This window comes from Streptomyces sp. NPDC058257, from assembly GCF_042881845.1.
Taxonomy (GTDB): Bacteria; Actinomycetota; Actinomycetes; order Streptomycetales; family Streptomycetaceae; genus Streptomyces.
In genome coordinates this window covers 20,411-37,383 of sequence record NZ_JBHVXJ010000009.1, presented here as the reverse complement: position 1 = coordinate 37,383, position 16,973 = coordinate 20,411, and the positions used below count along the sequence as shown (strand labels likewise).

Below are 16,973 nucleotides of genomic sequence, written 5' to 3'. Positions count from 1 at the left end.
CACGCGATGAGAGTGGGCTACACCGCTCCAGCTCTCCTACGGCGCAGGGAAAATCAGCCCTCCGCTCGGCCGCCGGTCGGGACATCGGGTCACGCGACCAGGCGCAGCCAGGCCTGCGCGAGTGCGGCGTGACCGGCCGGGGTCGGGTGTACACCGTCCGCGGCCCAGTACTCCGGCCCGGTCTTCGCGGCGAGTTCGGCGAACATGTCGTCCGCGGCGATCAGGTGCGCGCCGTACTCGCGGGCGAGCTCGCGCACGGCCTGGATCTTCGGGTCCAGGCCGGTGCGCCACTCCTTTCGCTCCTTCTCTGCGATGAGTGCGGCACCGGCCTCGATGACGCCGTGGACCGGCAGGAGGAACGGCTCTATGAGGATCAGCTCCGTGCCCGCCTCGGCGAGGGGCGCGAGGAGTCGGTCATAGCCCGCTTCGAACTCCTCCACGGGGATCACGTACCCCTGTGGGTCCAGCGTGTGCCAGCCCATGTCGTTGACCCCGACGAGGATCGTCACCACGTCCGGGCGCGCGTCGAGTACGTCTGTCTGCCAGCGGGCTTCGAGGTCCATCACCTTGTGGCCGCCGATCCCGGTGTTCAGCCAGGTCACAGGGCGGTCCGGGTGCCGGAGTCCCCATGCTCCCGCGACACGCAGCGGGAAGCCGAAGCCGAGACCGTCCTCGCTCGCCAGCCGTTGGCAGTCGGTGATCGAATCGCCGGTGAACATCACGGTGCTTCCCTGCCGAACGGTGATCGTCATGTGCGCTCCTCGAACTCGGGTGAGGACTTGAACTCGGACCTCCTGAAAGGTGCCGGACCTCAGCGACACCGGACCGACAGCCACCGATACGCCGCCGACACCGGGAAGGCACTCGGAAGGCACTCCCCCATCAGGTACCTAGTTGGTACCGTTGAGGCATGCCGTCTCTGAACGTGACTTTCACCGACGAGGAGCTCAAGGGTGTCCGCGCGGCCGCGGCAGCCGAGGGCAAGAGCCTCAAGCAGTACCTGCACGACCTCGGGGTCCGTGAAATGGAGCGCCAGAAGTTCGTCGCGGGCGCCTCCTCGTGGGCCGACCGGCTACGGGCCGAGTTCGACGCGGCCAACCCCGAGGAGATTCCGCCCTCCGCGCGTCACGAGGGGTCCGCGGCCGCCTGATGGTTCTGTACGTAGACGTCTCCTGGCTCCTGGACGTCCAGGAGTTCGCCGTCGCCCCCGAGGACATGACAGTTTCGGACTACTCCGCGCTGGTCGCCGCCGTCGCACGTCACAAGACGAAGCTGCCGACCCTGGAGTCCGCCGACCCTGACGCCGCCTGGCGCGCAGCGGCCCTGCTGCACACCATCGTGCGCCTGGAGCCACTGCCCTACCGCAACAGCCTGTACGCGGCGTTCGTGGCCGCCCAGTACATGGACCAGTCCGGCGAGGGCATCGATCCGCCCTACGGAGCGCTCTCCGACCTCATCCGGAAGATCCGCGACAGCCGCATCAATGTCTACTCCGTCGCCGACCAGCTCAGGTCCTGGAAAGTCTGACCCAGCCTTCACCGTGTGCCGTGTGGCGCAATCGCGCGACGCCGCGGACTGACATTCCGCTTCGCGGGTACCCGGCGCCTCGCTCTCCCGCTTTCCGCTGGATGCCGAGGAGGCTCGGATGACGTTCCACCCCCCTGAACAGCGACGTTTCCCTCTGACGCGGGGACAGGGCCGGTGAGGGGGCCGTCCCTGCTCTCCGGTGCGCTGGTCGGCGTAGGGCTTGCCGCGTTCGTCGACGAGATGGTGTTCCACCAGCTGCTGCACTGGCACCACTTCTACGACAAGGCATCGAGCGACGCCGGCCTGGTCTCCGACGGGATCTTCCACGCTTTCGGCTGGCTGGCGATGGTGGCGGGCCTGTTCCTGTACGCGGATCTGTGGCGCCGGGGTGCCCGGCGGCTCACCGCCTGGTGGTCGGGCCTGTGTCTGGGGCTCGGCGGCTTTCAGCTGTACGACGGCACGTTCCAGCACAAGGCGCTCGAGCTGCACCAGATCCGCTACGGCGTGGATCTCGCACCGTACGACTGGACCTGGAACGTGATCGCCGTGCTGTTCCTGCTCGCCGGCGCGCTCCTCTTCGTGCGGGCCCGCCGATGACGCCTGTGGTGCTGATCCTGGCCACAGGCTGCCTCGGCTATGTGATGGCGGCCCGGCGGCTGCGCCGGCGCGGCGATCGGTGGCCGCACCGGCGTGACGCGGCGTTCTGCGTGGGCGGCGCCGTGCTCGTCACCTCGCTCGCCGCTCCGTGGGGCGGGTGGCCGCCGTTCACCGGGCACATGGCCGCCCATCTCGGCACGGGCATGATCGCCCCTCTCCTGTTCGTGCTCGGCCGACCCGTGACGCTGGCGCTTCGCGCACTGCCGGTGGGTCCACGGCGGCGGCTTCTCTCCTGTGTACGTTCCCGGCCTGCGGCCCTGCTCGTCTGGCCACCGCTGGCCGCGCTCGTGCACATCGCGGGCCTGTGGGCGGTGTACCGCACGCCGCTCCTTGCCGCCGGGCACCACCGGCCGTGGCTGCACACACTGATCAGCGTGCATCTTCTGGCCTCCGGCGCGCTGTTCGCCTTCGCCGTCCTCGCCCTGGACCCGCTGCGCCACCGTGCCGGGTACGCGCTGCGGGGCGGCGCCCTTCTTGCCGCGTCGGCCGCGCACGGCGTTCTGGCCAAGTCCCTGTACGCCACGGGGCCGCCCGGCACCTCCAGCACCACCGCCGACCTGCACCTCGCGTCGTACGTCATGTACTACGGCGGGGATGTGATCGGCATCGCCATGGCCGTGCTGCTGGGGCACCAGTGGTACGCGGCCGGGGGCCGGGCCCTTGGACGGCGGGCCCGGCGCGCCCCCGACGCGGGCACCGGGACACCAGGTCGGCCGTGGGGCGGGAAGACTCTCCTGCCTCCCCGTCAGCACGCTCCATGACACCACCGCGTAGCGCGGGCCACCCGGGGTACCCGGCGCGCCCGTCCCCGGAATCCGGAGGTCCCATGCTGTTCGAAACCATCACCGTGCCCGACGGCGAGGGGTCACTCACCTCACTCACCGGCGAACTGACCGTGCCGGACACGGCGTTCGGCGTCGCGGTCCTGGCCCACGGCAGCGACAGTTCACGGCACAGCCCCCGCAGTCATGCCGTCGCCGACGTCCTGCACGACGCCGACCTAGGGACACTGCTCATCGACCTGCTCACCGCCGACGAAGCCGCAGCGGACAGGGAGAACGGCCGGGACCGCTGCGACATCGACCTGCTGACGCACCGGATGATCGCGTCCGTGGACTGGCTCGCCGCCCGCGCCGCCGATCTGCCGCTCGGCCTGTTCGGCGCGAGCACGGGAGCGGCGGCCGCGCTCGGCGCCGCGGCCGCCAGGCCCGGCCTCGTGGACACGGTCGTCTGCCCCGACGGCCGCCTCGACCTGGCCGGTGACGAGGTGCTCGGCCAGGTGTGCGCGCCGGTCCTGCTGCTCGCGGGAGGGCGCGACATCGCGGCACTGCGGCTCAACCGGGAAGCGGCCAACCGGCTGCGTGCCCTGAGCCGTCTGCGCGTGATCCCCGAGGCCACGCATCTCTTCGAGGACCCGGGAGCACTGGACGAGGTCGCCGCCGTGTCGGCCCGGTGGTTCACCGGCATGGGTCACGTGCAGCACTGAGCGCCCAGGCCAGCGCTCCCGCACCGCGGGGCGGCGGCCGGGCGCCTGCCCACGGACGAGGTCCCGCTGTCAGTGCCGTCGTCCGGATTCGCCGCGTGAGGGGCTCGGTTGGAGCCGCTGTCACGTGGGCTCCTCGCTCAGGAACTCCGTGACCAGTTCGGGCGGGTTGGCGGCGCGGGTCAGGGCGAACATCTCGTCGGGGTCGAACATGTCGTAGAGGATCACCGGCAGAGGCCGCCCGAGGGCGCTGACGAGCCAGCCGTCCGTGTGGAGTTGGCGCGCCAGGTCGACGCAGAGCTCGTGGAACCGTTCCGCCAGCTGTTCGCCGCGCTCGTCCTGCTCCTGCTCGGAGAGGCCGTCCTCGTCCTCGTACCAGAGGCCTTGGGCCACCGCTTCCCGCCGGTGCAGATCGGTGCCGACCGGATCGCGTACGGGATCGTGGCCGACGGCGCGGACGCCTTCCAGCCCTGACGGCGGGAAGTAGGCGTAGTTCCAGCGTGCCTCCCACGGCTGCGAACCGCTCTCCTGCGCGAGCACCCGGGCCACCTCGGTCTCGGTGTTGTAGCCGATCGCCAGGTAGGGGAACCTCGGGTCCTGGTCGACGCTGTCGATCCGGAACGTGACCGCGTAGATCTCGCAGGTCAGCTCTTCGGGGAACTCGGCGAGGGTTCGAAGCGCCGCCTTCCTCATGTGCAGTCGGAATGTCATCAACAGCCCTCCTCCCCGGCCGCGGTGGGCCAAGGCCTAGCGCGCCAGATCTGCGGCGTCGAAGGATGTCACGTTCTTTCCCGCACCATCGGTGATCCACCAGTCCCGGCCGTGGTCGGGCTGGTAGGCGGTGGACAGGACGAGTTCGTCGCGCTTGTCGCCGTCGAAATCGGCTGCGCCTATGGGCAGGCCCGACCAGTGCTGTGGATTCACGGGGTTGGGGTCGGGCACGTGGCGGGAGCGATGCAGGTGACGCCACGGGTTGGAGCCGAGGCCGGGTGAGGAGCCGCCGCGCAGGATGTCGACCCTGTCGCTCTCGCCCTCGCGGTCGCCCGCGCGTTGGACGGCGAGGTCGTCGCAGCCGTCACCGTTCAGGTCTCCGGCGATCAGGCCGATGCCGAAGCCGCCCTTGCGGGTGCCGCCCTCGATGACGACGGGAGCCTCCGGCGCCTTGCCGTAGCGGATGGTCACCCTGCCCTTGCGGTCGGCCGGTTCCAGTTCCTCGTCGGAAGGAACGCCGCTGTCACCGACGGCCATGTCGGTCCGGTGGTCGCCGTCGAAGTCGCCGACGGCGATGTTCTCGCCCGTCGGCAGCCGCTCAGGCTTCCTGCTGAGGCCGGTCGCGGTGTCGGCGCCGCCGGTGAGGAGCAGAGGCGTGCCCGACTCTCCCGACTCGTGGACGATCAGGTCGGTGGCGCGGTCACCGGTGACCTCCGCCGCGATCAGTTGAAGGTCGACCACCGCACCGAACCCCCGCGGGTCCGGGTCGGCGCGCTCGCTGGTCCGCGCGGGCTCTCCCGTGCGCGTGAACGGGCCGTGCAGCACTACCAGCCGCCGCTTCTCCTGAACGGTGTAGTAGGTGGCCAGATCGGCGTGCCCGTCGCCGTCGAAGTCCCCGGCCACCGGCGGGTCCGTATAGAAGCCCTCACCCTTGCCGTTGATCGCGGACCGGCCTTCGCCGACATGCGGCAGCCTGACGCGGGCGGGCCGGTTGTCGGGGTCCGGTCCTCCGGGGCCGCCCCACTGCACATGGGCGCTGGCACCCGCGACGAGGTCGGGGTGGCCGTCGCCGTCCAGATCGGCGACGGTCGGCACGGACAGGCCGCCGGTCATGCCGTCGTGTTCGGGCAGCCGGAAGTCCTTGGGTGTGAACACCTTCCGCTGTGCGGTCCGCAGGCCGTGCGCCGAGCCCCGCACCAGAGCGACTTCGCCGGTCTCGTAGACGTCGCCGTTGCCGGCCGGCACGTCGAGTGCCGCATCGGGGTGGCCATCGCCATCGAAGTCGGGAGCAGGTGTACCCAGTCGGCCCGTGGGGCCGGACGTGCCCGCGGGCGCCTCCTTCGACGGGTGACAGGCGCTGTCCGGGATCGGCGGGCGGACCTCATGGTTCCGTGCGCCCGTGGCGGTGCCCATCACCACTACGGCGGCGAGGACGCCGAAGCCCCCTCGCCGCCGGAATCCCTTACTACGTTCGCCTGCCGACCCGTACTTCATGGTGCAACTAGATCTGATGTGCTCGCCCGGTTCCAAGTCCCGAGATCACTCCGTTATGCCCACGCGGACGGGAGGCCGCCGACAAGCTCGGGGGGTCTTCAGGTACCTAAGTCTCCAAGTCTCTAAGTCTCCAGGTCTCCAGGTCTCCAGGTCTCCAGGTGGAGGACGCTTGTTCAGTCGATGACCGCGGTGGCCTCGATCTCCACCAGATGGTCGGGCACGTCCAATGCCGCCACGCCCACCAGCGTGCCCGGCGGTACCGGAGTGACCCCCAGCTTCGCGGCCGCCCGGGCTGCTCCCTCTCCGAAGAGGGCCATCTTGTCGGGGGTCCAGTCGACGACGTACACGGTCAGCTTCGCCACGTCGTCGAAGGAACCCCCGGCCCCCGCGAGGGCGGTGGCGACATTGAGGTAGCACTGCTCGACCTGAGCGGCGAGGTCGCCTTCGCCGACCGTGGCCCCCTCGGCGTCCCAGGCGACCTGCCCGGCGATGAACACCAGCTTCGACCCCGTCGCGATGGACACCTGCCGGTAGGCATCGATTTTCGGCAACCCGTCGGGATTCACCAGGGTGATGGCCATGCTGCCTGTCTCCTTGTCATGAGAGCTCGCGTCGTCCTGAAAGCCCACGGGCTCGCGTCCACCCGGCCAAGCCACGCGTGGTCTCCGGGAGTTACTGGGAAACCCTAGGAGAGTGGCCGCTGACGTGGAAGAACGCACTTTGCGGTGACTGGGGCACCGTAGGGTGACCAAGGAGCTCAGGGGCTCACTCCTGGCGGTCCAGGTGATTTCCTGCCCACACGGCAGGCGTTCGGCCCGACCAGGGGCGTGCTTGTTCGAGTTGCCCGGCGAGGCGGAAGAGGCGGTCTTCGAGCCCGTATCCGGCGGCGAACTGCATACCGATCGGAAGCCCCGTCTCGGTGTCGGCCGTCACCGGCACGGACATGGCGGGCGTGCCCGACACGTTGAACACCGCGGTGAACGGCGAGATGTCGAAGAGGCGACGGAGCCAGCCGAGACCGTCCAGTGTCTCCACACCCTCCGCGTGTGTGCCCAGGGGTACGGGCAGCTCCGGCAAGGTCGGGGTGAGCAGCATGTCGTGAGCGTCGAAGTACCGTGCCAGGCTTCGAGCCACCCGGTTCCGGATCGCTAGCGCGTCGACGAACTGAGCACCGCTGACCCGCTGTCCGTAGTGGTAGCCGGCAAGGACGGGCGGCTCGAGGGTCGAGGAGTCGACGGGCCGGCCGAACGCGGCTGCCAGTTCGTCGACCGAGGCCGTGAGATTCGCCGTCCACTGGCGGGCGTTGGCCAGCACGAACTCCTCCCAGTCGGCTCCGAGATCGACCGTGACCTCCTCCACGTGATGGCCGAGGGATTCGAGTAGCCGCATGGTGCGGGAGACCGCGTCGGCAACCGGTGCGGTGGTGCGGTGTCCGCCCCACGCGTGGGTGAGGACACCGATCCGCAGCGAACCCGGGTGGCGGGTGACTTCCTCCGCATACGACCGGGACGGCTCCTGGGCGAAGTAGGGGTCCCCCGGTTCCGGGCCGCGGATCTGGTCGAGCAGCGCCGCACTGTCGCGGACCGTGCGGCTGACGCTGCCGTGCACGGCCAGGCCGTTGAAGACCTCGTCGAAGTAGGGGCCCACGGAGACCCGGCCGCGGGTGGGCTTCAACCCGAACAGGCCGTTGTATGCGGCGGGTATGCGGATCGAGCCCGCCGCGTCGGTGGCATGCGCGATCGGGACCACCCCGGCGGCGACGGCCGCGCCCGCGCCTCCACTGGATCCGCCCGCGCTGCGTGTCAGGTCCCACGGGTTGCGGGTCGCGCCGTACAGCACCGGTTCGGTCGTGTTGCTGTAGGCCATCTCCGGTGTCGTCGTACGCCCGAACGTCACGAGCCCGGCGCGACGGAAACGCACCATGAGCGAAGAGTCGGCGCCGGAGACGTTGCCGACCGCGAGGCGGCTGCCCAGCTCCATCCGCTTCCCCGCCATGGCGACCGCGATGTCCTTGATCAGGAAAGGGACACCGGCCAGCGGTGCACTGCCGGGGCGGGGCTCATCATCGGCCGGCCATGTCTCCACGATGGCGTTGATCCGCGGGTTGACCACCTGCGCGGCCTCGCGTGCGGCTGCTTCCAGTTCGGCGGCGGTCACTTCGCCTCTGGCCACAAGATCCGCGAGCCCGACCGCGTCGAAGCTCACGTATTCGGCAATTCTCACTGTCACTCCCGAAGGAAGGAAAGATACCTTTGAGTCCCAGACGATACCGATCGGTATCGCGTGGGACGGACTGGTACCGTAGCAGGTGTAGCAGGTGGTGAGAGACCCACATTCGAACCGGACGCCACGGAGCAGACATGACATCGACCGCAAGCAGGCCGAGCAGGGTGGCGAAACTGCCACCTCGTGAGCGCATTCTCGACGCGGCGGAAGAGCTCTTTCAGAGCGAGGGGATCCGGCGGGTGGGCGTCCAGGCGATCGCCGAGAAGGCCGAGACCACCAAAATGGCGATCTACCGGCACTTCGAGACCAAGGACGCGCTCGTCGCGGAGTGGCTGCGCATCGTCGCCGCCGATTATCAGGCGGCGTTCGACCGGGTCGAGGCCGAGTACCCCGGCCGCCCCAGAGAGCAGATCCTGGGCCTGGCCCGCTTCATCGCCGAGGGACTGCCCGCGGTCTCGCACCGGGGGTGCCCGTTCATCAACTCCATCGCCGAGCTGCCCGACCGTTCCCACCCGGCACGGCAGGTGATCGAGGCGCACAAGGCGCTCCAGACCCGCAGGCTGGTCGGCATGTGCACCGCGGCCGGTCTTGCGGACCCCGAGCAGGCCGCGGCCGGGATCACCTTCGTACTCGAAGGCGCACAGGTCAGCACGCACAACGGGAGCATCGATCAGGTGGGTGATCGGCTACTGAAGATCGTCGAGGGGATCGTCGATCAGCACCGCGCCGACCTCACCCCGTCCCGGGCGACGACGGACTGACCGCACAGGTTCGTGGAGTCCGGCAGGTCGGGGAGACCGGACGCCGACGTCTCGCCAAGGGAGGCAGGACGTCGGCCGCCCTACTTGTTCGGGTCCCGGAAGCGACCGAACGCCTTGGTGAAGGCGCTCAGCGGCGAACCCTCCGCCTTGGCCGCCCCCGCCGTGCCCGGCCTGGGCACACCGTCACCACCGGTCACCTCGGCCAGCGCGGCCTGTGCCGCCTCGGCCGCCTGCTGGTACAGATCGCGGGAGTTCGTCATGGCCTCGAGAGCCTCGGCGTATCTGGTGACCATGGACTGGGCGTGGGTCAGCTCCTCGTCCGGCGTCAGCAGGTGCCAGCCCTGGCGCAGCTGTGTCAGGGCCCGCTCGGCCTCCGTCGGCAGCGGCCGTGGCAGCGCGGCGAACTCCTTGATCCTGTCGAGGAATTCGGTCGGTTCGGAGCCGTCCAGGAAGACACTGCGAACCGTGGAGCGCTCCACGTCGTAATCCGGACTCTGCGGCGCCGTGGGCAGGATGACACCGCCGCCGCGCGGCATCCGCACGCTCAGCTCCCGCTTCATCGCGAAGTCGGCGATCTGCGCCTGCTCCGGCGTGCCCCGGTGCTCGACCACCCTGTGCCTCAGGCTCGGCGGCAGGAAGCTCGAGATCGGCTTCTGGCCTATCGCGTCCGGCGTCATCGCCTCGTGCACCACGATATGGATGAACCAGCTCTGCCGGGTGACGTCCCGCAGCCGGTGGCGCAGCTCGTCGTCGGCCTTCGGCAGGTAGTTCGTCGTCCGCAGGCGCACGCCCGGCACCGTGTCGTGGTCCCAGGGGACCCGGTCACTGTCGGGCCAGAACATGAGGGCGGGAGAAGCCCAGCGCGCGTCCCACGCCCGCTCCGCCTCGGCGGCGAGGACCCAGGTGACACCTTCGCTCTCCTTGCGGCGGGCCTCGGCGTCGTACAGCGTCAGCTGCGCGCGCACCGTGACGTCGTCGGCCACGCGCCAGCGGGCCTCGAAGAGGCGGCGGGCCGACGGACCGGGGGCGGCGGACTCGTCCCGCGGGTGCAGGACGGTGGAGCGGGCCGCCTCGACGGGATCGAGGTCCAGGAAGTCGTCGAGCACCCCGGCCGCCTTGAGGGCGATCAGGTTGCGTCGGACGTCCTGTTCGGGCTCGGGCCCGAGGTGGCGCCCGCGCCCCAGCCACGCGGTGTCGGGGACGGTGGTCGGTGAGGTGCTTTTCTTGGCCATAAAGTCGTTCTGTGAGTGGTCAGGGCCCGACCAGTATGGACCGTGGACCTGGCAATGGAAGCGGTACCCCGCCCACGGTTCCACCATTGCTGGACGGAAAGCATGCAGAAGCAGCAAGTCACTCCTACACCACCATCACAGGCCAAACGGGCCGGTCTCGCCTTCCGGACGCCGGTAACGCCGAATCGGCGGCGCACGACCGGCGGCGCACGGACCGATGAGTTTTCGTCCGACACGATGTCTGAAGACTGTCTGAAGACAGGGTGGGACGAACACGTCCCCCGGCCAGGAGAGTGGTGCGCGATGAGGTTGGTACTGCAGGAGTTCCTGTCACTGGACGGCGTCTACCAAGGCCCGGGCGCGCCGGACGAGGACACCAGTGACGGATTCACCCGGGGCGGCTGGTTCGTGCCTCACCTGGACGAGGAGTTCGAACGGCTGGCCGGTACCTGGCTCGGCCGGGCCGACGCGTTCCTGTTCGGACGCCGTACGTATCTGAACTTCGCGCGGGACTGGCCGAAGATGACCGAGCACCCGTCCGCCGAGATCTTGAACGGCCTGCCCAAGTACGTGGCGTCCCACAGCCTGACCACGGCCGAGTGGGACCCGACCACGATCCTGTCCGGCGACATCCCCGCACAGGTCGCCGAGCTGAAGCGGCAACCCGGCCGAGAGGTGCAGATCCACGGCAGCGGCCGACTGGCCCAGTCCCTGCTGGCGGCCGGCCTGATCGACGAACTGCGCCTCGCGATCGCCCCCGTGATCGTCGGCGAGGGCCGTCGGCTGCTTCCGGACGGCGGAGCACCCGTCGGCCTGCGGCTCCTGAGCAACGAGACGACACCGGGCGGACTGGCCATCCAGGTCTACGAGTCGACGGGGCGTCCGGAGTATGGGACGTACGGGGGCGGCGCGTAGGCGGGATGCCGACCGGCGGTGGCGTTTGATCTTCACGCACCGGCCGTCGTCGGTCAGGTACCAGTTGCCGTCGAGGAAGAGGCCCTTGTCGTCCTGATCCACCGGGGTCCGCAGGGCGCATCCGCCGGGCGCGCCCTCCTGCTCGACCCACTTCGAGCCGTCCCAGCGCAGCCGGATGAACTCGTCCGCGGGTTCGTCCTCGACCTCGCCGTGGTTGAAGGAGTTGGGGCCGTACGCGCGCACCTCGCCGCTTTCGAGCGCGAAGACCTTGCCGAGACCGGCGCTTGGCTCCGGTGGGATCGGCTCCTTGAACCGGGCCTGCGGAGTGTCCACCGCCTTCCAGGACGTGCCGTCCCAGTGCATCGAGGCGGGCTGGCTGTACTGCCTCCCCGCCAGCCCGTCAGCCCGTCAGCCCGTCAGCCCGTCAGCCCGTCAGCCTGTCGAGAAGATCCCACACCCAGGACAACACGCTCGCCTTACGACGATGGCTCCGGCGACGGTGACGACGCCCGCGCCAATGGCCTGTCCGCTCGACCGGCACCCCGCACCAGCCGCACGGCCGCGCCCTGCCGACGCTCCTGCCCCGCCCCGACCACCCATGTCGGCACTGCAGGCGCGGGCAACCATGGCCTGATCCGGAACTACGCCTCGTTGGGACCGTCGGCGAACTGCGGCAGGACCATCTCGACCAGTGCGTCGACGTCGGCATCGACCATCGGCTCGCCGGTCATGCCCATCCGGTGGAGCAAAACGCCGACCACGACGTCTATGAAGAACAGAACCCGGTGCTCCGGCTCTCCGAGCGCGTCCTGGAGCGCGAGCCGGTACGGGTCCTGCAACCGCGAGGACAGGATCTCGCGCAGGGCCGGGTCGCTCACCGCGTCGCTGAACACGCCGGCGAACGCGTCGCCCACCCCGGGCTCGGCGATCGTCGCCGCGACCCAGCGGATCGTTGACGACATGAGTTCCGCTCGGCTGGTGCCCGTCAACGGCGCCGGGCCGAACGCGTCCAGGAGGCAGTCCACGATCAGCGCCCCCTTCGAGGGCCAGCGCCGATAGACCGTCGACTTCGCGACGCCGGCCGCGGCAGCGATGCGCTCGACGGTCGCGCGTGCGTAGCCGAGATCGTCGACCGTGCTCAACGTGGCGGTGAAGACCTTGGTGTTGACGCCGGCTCGCGGACGACCGGGCGGTCTGGCGGATGTGGTCGAAGCCATATCCCTACGATACCTGTTTCCGCTACCTTGAGTATCGATACTTGAGGTCGCGAAACTATCTGGGCAACTGGACCAAGGAGAAGCCATGAGTGAGGTCACTGCTATGGAGCGGCCGCCGGAGCCGAACTGGTCGGCGATAACGCTCGAAGAGCTGCGCACCTACCGCGACGCGGAGAACCGCTTCCGGGCGTCCACCGCGGCGCGGGCGATCCTCGGGGATCCGGATCCCGGCGCCGCGATCGAGTGGCGGAAGGTGGCGCTGCCCGACCGTGAGCTCCCGGTCCGGGTGTACCGGCCGTCACCCGGACTCGACGGCCGGGGCGCCGACCACGCCGGCCTGCCCCTCGTGCTGCACATCCACGGAGGGGGGTTCGCGGGCACGGCGGTGCAGAGCGACTGGGTGAACAGTCACCTGGCCGCTCAACTGCCCGCGGTCGTCGTCTCGGTCGAACACCGCCTCCTCGACCAGGAGACTCCGCTGTCGGCGGCCGTCGACGACGGCTGGGACGTGCTCCAGCACGTGGTGCGGCATGCCGCGCAGTGGGGCATCGACCCGGTGCGGACCGCCGTGTTCGGTGAGAGCTGCGGCGGGTTGATCAATGCCCTGGCCGCCATCCGCGCCAGGGAGGCCGGCCTGCGCCTCCGGGCACAGGTACTGGTCAACCCCGCTGTAGACGTGACCGAGACGATGCTCGACCACGCCTCGGTCACCGAGTACGCCCGCACCCCGACCCTCGCCGTGCCGCAGCTGCGACTGTTCCAGCGGCTCGCCGTCGCACCGGAGACCGACCCTCGCACGCTCTCGCCGCTGTACGCCGACAATCTGAACGGGCTGGCACCGGCACTCGTAGTGGTGCCGACATGCGACCCGATAGCCGATCACGGCCGCCGCTACGCCGAACAACTGCAAGCAGCCGGGACACAAGCGCGGCTCTCCGAATACCCGGGAGCGGGACACGCGTTCCTCAGCGTGCCGGGCATGGAACAGCAGGCCGAGCCCGCGCGGGCGGAGATCCTGGAGTTCCTCCGGGCCTCCCTCACCGAGTGACCCGACGCGCAACTCGCGACTCGAAGGCCAAGCACTCCGATGGCGAAGAGGCGCCATGAGCGGACGACGCGTCACGAAGGGTTGACCGCGGGATTGTCCGTCATCGGAGCGCCCGGCGTCACCGCGGCACCGCCTGGCTCTGGACGACGCGACACCGGCCGTCCGCCGACGCCGGGATGGGCCGGGACGGGACGACACCCTGCCTACTGGACCTCGCAGCGCCTACTGGCCCTCACAGCGGTGACACTGCTGTGGAATCGACCGCGACCGGCACAAATCATGGAGGAGACGCAGTGCAGCGCATCGGTGTCATCGGAGTGGGCGAGATCGGCAGGGCCATCGTGACGGGGCTGTGCGACGGGGGCGGCGGCGAGTCGCCAGAGGTGTTCCTCTCGCCCCGGGGAGCCCGCTCGGCCGCCGGACTGTCCTCGCGCCACGAGGGCGTACAGGTGTGCGCCGACAATCAGGAGGTGGTGGACCGCTCCGAGGTGGTGATCATCGCCGTACGCGCACCGGACCGGCACGAAGCGCTGGCCGGCCTGAGGGTGGCCGACGACAAGACAGTGGTCAACGTGATGGCAGGTGTCGCCAACGACGACCTGCGCCAACTGCTCGCCACCGAAGCGGCGTTGGTGCGGGCCATCCCGCTTCCCTCCGTACGTGAACGCCGCTCCGTCACGGTGACGTTCCCCTCCCACCCGGTGGTGGACGCCCTCTTCGAACGTCTCGGCGGGGCCCAGCCAGTGGCGGACGAGGCGGCCTTCAACGTCTTTTCCGCGCTGACGGGGACGCTGACCACGCACTACTCGTACCTTGCCACGCTCACGTCGTGGGCCATCGGCCACGGCGTGGCCCCCGCCGACGCGGACAGTTACGTTCGCAGCCTCTTCCAGGCTGTCGGCCGCGCATTGAGCGACGAGACCCGCTCGCTGCACCAACTCGCCGCCAACCACGAGACCCCGAACGGAAACAACGAACGCATCCGCACCACGTGGTTCGGACCGGCCAACTCCGAGGCCCTCAACAAGGCTCTCGACGGCCTCCTCGCCGATCTGTAGACAGTCGGCCGGAACCGGAATCAGACAGCGAGGGAGATCTCGGTCGACTTGATCAGGGCGACGACGGAGGAGCCGGAGGCCAGCTTCAGGTCGGCGACGGCGTCCTTGGTGATGGCAGCGGTCAGTTCGCCGCCCTGAACGGAGACCTTCACGGCAGCCATGGCACCACCGGTGGCGACCTCGGTGATGGTGCCGGGGATCTGGTTACGGATGGACAGGCCCGCGACCGGACCCGTCGCCAGCGAGACCTCGGTGGACTTCACGAGGGCCTTGACCGCGGAGCCCTCAGCGAGACCGAGCTCCTTGACGGCCTCAAGGGTGATCGCGGCGGTGACGTCCTGACCGCCGTCGAGACGGACCTTGACGGTCGCCATGACCTCGCCCGAGGTGACGGCGGTGACGGTTCCGGCGATCTGATTGCGGATGCTCAGGCTCATGAAGAAATGCCTCACAGGGAGATTTGGTGCTGATTCGTCAGGCTGTGCGCCTGCGGCGATTCACACGTTAATGCCCCGAAACGGACCTGCGGCGAAGGGCGTCGCATCCGCAAGGCCGTCGGCCCGGAACACCTGGCAGATCGGACGGACCCGAATGTCACGAGTTGTTCGGGACCTTCGCCTTGGCGGCGGCGGGGCCGCCACCGTTCGACGACCGCACCGGCCGCGCGCCCCAGCGGCCGGGGAGTTGAGCGGTCGTTCGATAGGCTCCGACAGCGATGCCGCGCCCCGCCGCGAGGATTTCCTCCACTATCAATCCTGGCATCTGCGAAGCAAAGTGGCTGAATAGCCTTGCATATGCAAGGAAAACGCCTCTACTCTTGTGCGTATGCAGCGTTACACAATCGGCCAGGCGGCCCGCCTCCTCGGCGTGAGTCCGGACACCGCGCGGCGGTGGGCCGACGCCGGGCGCGTGGCCACCCATCGCGATGAAGGCGGACGTCGACTTATCGACGGGCGGGATCTGGCCGCCTTCTCGGTCGAGCTCGCCAAGAACGACGGCGAGGACGACAGTTCCTACACCTCCGTCCGCAACGCCTTCCCCGGCATCGTGACCGCCGTGAAGCTCGGCGACATCGCGGCCCAGGTCGAGATCCAGGCGGGACCGCACCGGCTCGTCTCGCTCCTGACCCGGGAGGCCGTGGAGGAACTGGGCCTTGAAGTCGGCATGGAGGCCACCGCCCGTGTGAAGTCGACCAACGTACATATCGACCGGACCTGACTCCGCTCGCACCAGCGGGGACACGGGCGCCCGCGCGACCGTGTCCCCGTGGGCGCACCCGGACTCACCCGCCTGCCCCTCACACGCCCTCGTCCGGGCCCTGGAGCGGGGCGAGGAGAGCGGTCTGCTCTCGGTGACGCACGGAGATCCCGAGTACGCGGACTACATCGCGGACGTGGCGAGCGAACACCGCGAACTCGCCGCCCTGTTGCCCGCTCTCGATCTGTCGGACCCTGGAGACGTACGCGCCCTGGTCGAAGACGTCGACGAGCCGCATCGGCACATCGCCAAGGAGGAGGACGGCCTCCTTCCGGCCTGGCCCACCGCACTCGACGGCGACGAGTGGAACCGGGCGATGGCGACCCGGCGCGCGGCGCACCCGGCCTGAGCGATACAGCGGCGCACCCGGCCTGAGCGACGGCCTGAGCGACACAGGGGCGCGGGTGGGCCACCCGCGGTGGTCCCTTCCCATGAGATCACCCGAGTTGGTCCCTTCCCGTGGAATCGGTGGCGCGTCCCGACCGCCCTGCCGCTGTGAGGCCATCGCGCCGGATAGCTTCCGCGGCCATGGACACCCTCATCTTCGGCGGCCTCCTGGCCACTGTGTACGCGCTCCTGCGGCAACGGTCATGGGCCGTGCTTCTCGGCGGCTGGTGGATCATGCTCGTACTCACGATCCTCCTTCTCGCCCACCACATCACCAGCAGCCTCAAGCTGGGGCTGAGCTACTGATGAGCACGCTGACGGCCCCGCTTCCGGGTAGCGAGCGCTCCCCCGCGCTCGGCAGGGTCCAGTACTGGTTCGCCTGTCTCTTCGCCGTGGGCTGGACCGGTGTGGTCTGCGGCGGGCTCGGCGTGCAGTTCATCGACTGGGACTATCCCTGCCCGCTGTGCATGGTGCAGCGCATGTTCATGCTGCTGGCCGCGATCGGGGCGGCGTACATCGTGCGCCAGGGCATGACCGGCACGGTCACGGGCCGCGACTACATGATGGGCTGGGGTCTTGCCCTGGTCGCGGTGATGTGCGGAGCGTTCGCCTCCTGGCGGCAGACCATGCTGCACATCCTGCCGGGTGACGAGGGCTACGGGGCGCCGGTGCTCGGCCTGCACATGTATGTGTGGGCCTGGATTCTCTTCATGGCCTCGGTGGTGGCGATCGGCATCGTGATGGCCTTCGCCCACGCGACGGCCGACACCACGGTGCCCACATCGGGGGTGTACGGGGCTGCGGGCAGGATCGTCCTCGGCTTCATCGCCCTGGTGGTCGCGGTGAACCTGATCGCCGTCTTCCTCCTGGAGGGCTTCCACTGGTTCCTGCCCGACGACCCGGACCGCTACCGGTTCTTCCACGACGTCGGAATCATGGACTGAGCGAACGGCCCTTGGCCCGCTCCGCTTCATGCGTGCGTCTTCTTTCATGCGTCTCG

At 69.5% G+C, this 16,973-nt stretch carries 22 protein-coding genes; 13 read left to right on the top strand and 9 right to left on the bottom strand.

From position 1 onward, the window contains the following. Positions 1-89: 89 nt before the first annotated feature. Positions 90-752, bottom strand: a complete 663-nt coding sequence (locus ACFVXC_RS21995) for an SGNH/GDSL hydrolase family protein (protein WP_389907567.1) — start codon at positions 750-752, stop codon at positions 90-92. 158 nt (positions 753-910) lie between these two features. Here ACFVXC_RS21995 and ACFVXC_RS21990 point away from each other — a divergent pair, with 158 nt between their 5' ends. From ACFVXC_RS21990 to ACFVXC_RS21970, 5 genes are all read left to right on the top strand, one after another. Continuing rightward, positions 911-1,150, top strand: coding sequence for a hypothetical protein (locus tag ACFVXC_RS21990; protein WP_389907565.1), 240 nt, complete (start codon positions 911-913; stop codon positions 1,148-1,150). Further along, on the top strand, positions 1,150-1,527 hold the full coding sequence (locus ACFVXC_RS21985; RefSeq protein ID WP_389907563.1) for a toxin Doc: 378 nt from the start codon (positions 1,150-1,152) through the stop codon (positions 1,525-1,527). Before ACFVXC_RS21990 ends, ACFVXC_RS21985 begins: the two co-directional genes overlap by 1 nt. A 174-nt stretch (positions 1,528-1,701) precedes the next feature. Further along, positions 1,702-2,124: a DUF2243 domain-containing protein gene (locus tag ACFVXC_RS21980; protein WP_389907561.1), complete on the top strand. Its 423-nt coding sequence runs from the start codon at positions 1,702-1,704 to the stop codon at positions 2,122-2,124. Beyond that, positions 2,121-2,945, top strand: coding sequence for a cytochrome c oxidase assembly protein (locus ACFVXC_RS21975; protein ID WP_389907559.1), 825 nt, complete (start codon positions 2,121-2,123; stop codon positions 2,943-2,945). The genes ACFVXC_RS21980 and ACFVXC_RS21975 overlap by 4 nt, the downstream gene beginning before the upstream one ends. Before the next feature lie 65 nt (positions 2,946-3,010). Continuing rightward, positions 3,011-3,670 carry a dienelactone hydrolase family protein gene (locus ACFVXC_RS21970; RefSeq protein WP_389907557.1) on the top strand — a complete coding sequence of 220 codons (660 nt, stop codon included), beginning with the start codon at positions 3,011-3,013 and terminating at the stop codon, positions 3,668-3,670. A gap of 120 nt (positions 3,671-3,790) precedes the next feature. Here ACFVXC_RS21970 and ACFVXC_RS21965 read toward each other — a convergent pair whose 3' ends face one another. The 4 genes from ACFVXC_RS21965 to ACFVXC_RS21950 form a co-directional block, all read right to left on the bottom strand. Beyond that, positions 3,791-4,378, bottom strand: coding sequence for a hypothetical protein (locus ACFVXC_RS21965; RefSeq protein ID WP_389907555.1), 588 nt, complete (start codon positions 4,376-4,378; stop codon positions 3,791-3,793). Between the two features lie 36 nt (positions 4,379-4,414). Next, complete coding sequence (locus ACFVXC_RS21960; RefSeq protein WP_389907553.1) at positions 4,415-5,872, bottom strand: FG-GAP repeat domain-containing protein; 1,458 nt, start codon at positions 5,870-5,872, stop codon at positions 4,415-4,417. 173 nt (positions 5,873-6,045) lie between these two features. Beyond that, a complete protein-coding gene (locus ACFVXC_RS21955; RefSeq protein ID WP_389907551.1) occupies positions 6,046-6,453 on the bottom strand; it encodes a RidA family protein in 408 nt (135 codons plus the stop codon). 184 nt (positions 6,454-6,637) lie between these two features. Then, positions 6,638-8,095 carry an amidase gene (locus ACFVXC_RS21950; RefSeq protein WP_389907549.1) on the bottom strand — a complete coding sequence of 486 codons (1,458 nt, stop codon included), beginning with the start codon at positions 8,093-8,095 and terminating at the stop codon, positions 6,638-6,640. Between the two features lie 137 nt (positions 8,096-8,232). Here ACFVXC_RS21950 and ACFVXC_RS21945 point away from each other — a divergent pair, with 137 nt between their 5' ends. Next, positions 8,233-8,859, top strand: coding sequence for a TetR/AcrR family transcriptional regulator (locus tag ACFVXC_RS21945; RefSeq protein ID WP_389907547.1), 627 nt, complete (start codon positions 8,233-8,235; stop codon positions 8,857-8,859). Between the two features lie 80 nt (positions 8,860-8,939). Here the strand turns inward: ACFVXC_RS21945 and ACFVXC_RS21940 are convergent, their stop codons facing one another. Next, positions 8,940-10,091, bottom strand: a complete 1,152-nt coding sequence (locus ACFVXC_RS21940; protein WP_389907545.1) for a hypothetical protein — start codon at positions 10,089-10,091, stop codon at positions 8,940-8,942. 303 nt (positions 10,092-10,394) lie between these two features. Here ACFVXC_RS21940 and ACFVXC_RS21935 point away from each other — a divergent pair, with 303 nt between their 5' ends. Beyond that, the gene (locus ACFVXC_RS21935; protein ID WP_389907543.1) at positions 10,395-11,006 is read left to right on the top strand and encodes a dihydrofolate reductase family protein; all 612 of its coding nucleotides are present in this window, start codon (positions 10,395-10,397) and stop codon (positions 11,004-11,006) included. Between the two features lie 641 nt (positions 11,007-11,647). Here ACFVXC_RS21935 and ACFVXC_RS21930 read toward each other — a convergent pair. Further along, on the bottom strand, positions 11,648-12,223 hold the full coding sequence (locus tag ACFVXC_RS21930; protein WP_389907541.1) for a TetR/AcrR family transcriptional regulator: 576 nt from the start codon (positions 12,221-12,223) through the stop codon (positions 11,648-11,650). An 85-nt stretch (positions 12,224-12,308) separates the two neighbouring features. Between ACFVXC_RS21930 and ACFVXC_RS21925 the strand changes: the two genes are divergently transcribed. Together ACFVXC_RS21925 and ACFVXC_RS21920 are read left to right on the top strand one after the other, a co-directional pair. After that, positions 12,309-13,271, top strand: a complete 963-nt coding sequence (locus tag ACFVXC_RS21925; protein WP_389907539.1) for an alpha/beta hydrolase — start codon at positions 12,309-12,311, stop codon at positions 13,269-13,271. Positions 13,272-13,564: 293 nt separating this feature from the next. Beyond that, complete coding sequence (locus tag ACFVXC_RS21920; RefSeq protein WP_389907537.1) at positions 13,565-14,329, top strand: NAD(P)-binding domain-containing protein; 765 nt, start codon at positions 13,565-13,567, stop codon at positions 14,327-14,329. A 20-nt stretch (positions 14,330-14,349) separates the two neighbouring features. On the opposite strand, the gene ACFVXC_RS21915 is transcribed toward ACFVXC_RS21920, so the two are convergent. Both ACFVXC_RS21915 and ACFVXC_RS21910 read right to left on the bottom strand, forming a co-directional pair. Further along, positions 14,350-14,766: a molybdopterin-binding protein gene (locus tag ACFVXC_RS21915; RefSeq protein WP_389907536.1), complete on the bottom strand. Its 417-nt coding sequence runs from the start codon at positions 14,764-14,766 to the stop codon at positions 14,350-14,352. Between the two features lie 157 nt (positions 14,767-14,923). Further along, complete coding sequence (locus tag ACFVXC_RS21910) at positions 14,924-15,091, bottom strand: hypothetical protein (RefSeq protein ID WP_389907535.1); 168 nt, start codon at positions 15,089-15,091, stop codon at positions 14,924-14,926. Between the two features lie 63 nt (positions 15,092-15,154). Here ACFVXC_RS21910 and ACFVXC_RS21905 point away from each other — a divergent pair, with 63 nt between their 5' ends. From ACFVXC_RS21905 to ACFVXC_RS21890, 4 genes are all read left to right on the top strand, one after another. After that, positions 15,155-15,547, top strand: a complete 393-nt coding sequence (locus ACFVXC_RS21905; RefSeq protein WP_389907534.1) for a molybdopterin-binding protein — start codon at positions 15,155-15,157, stop codon at positions 15,545-15,547. 40 nt (positions 15,548-15,587) lie between these two features. Continuing rightward, positions 15,588-15,935, top strand: a complete 348-nt coding sequence (locus ACFVXC_RS21900; RefSeq protein ID WP_389907533.1) for a hemerythrin domain-containing protein — start codon at positions 15,588-15,590, stop codon at positions 15,933-15,935. Between the two features lie 179 nt (positions 15,936-16,114). Then, entirely contained in the window at positions 16,115-16,279 is a 165-nt protein-coding gene (locus tag ACFVXC_RS21895; protein WP_389907532.1) for a DUF5993 family protein, read from the top strand. Next, positions 16,279-16,917 (top strand): disulfide bond formation protein B, encoded by a 639-nt coding sequence (locus ACFVXC_RS21890; RefSeq protein ID WP_389907531.1) that lies wholly within the window; start codon positions 16,279-16,281, stop codon positions 16,915-16,917. The genes ACFVXC_RS21895 and ACFVXC_RS21890 overlap by 1 nt, the downstream gene beginning before the upstream one ends. The last annotated feature ends 56 nt before the right edge of the window (positions 16,918-16,973 follow it).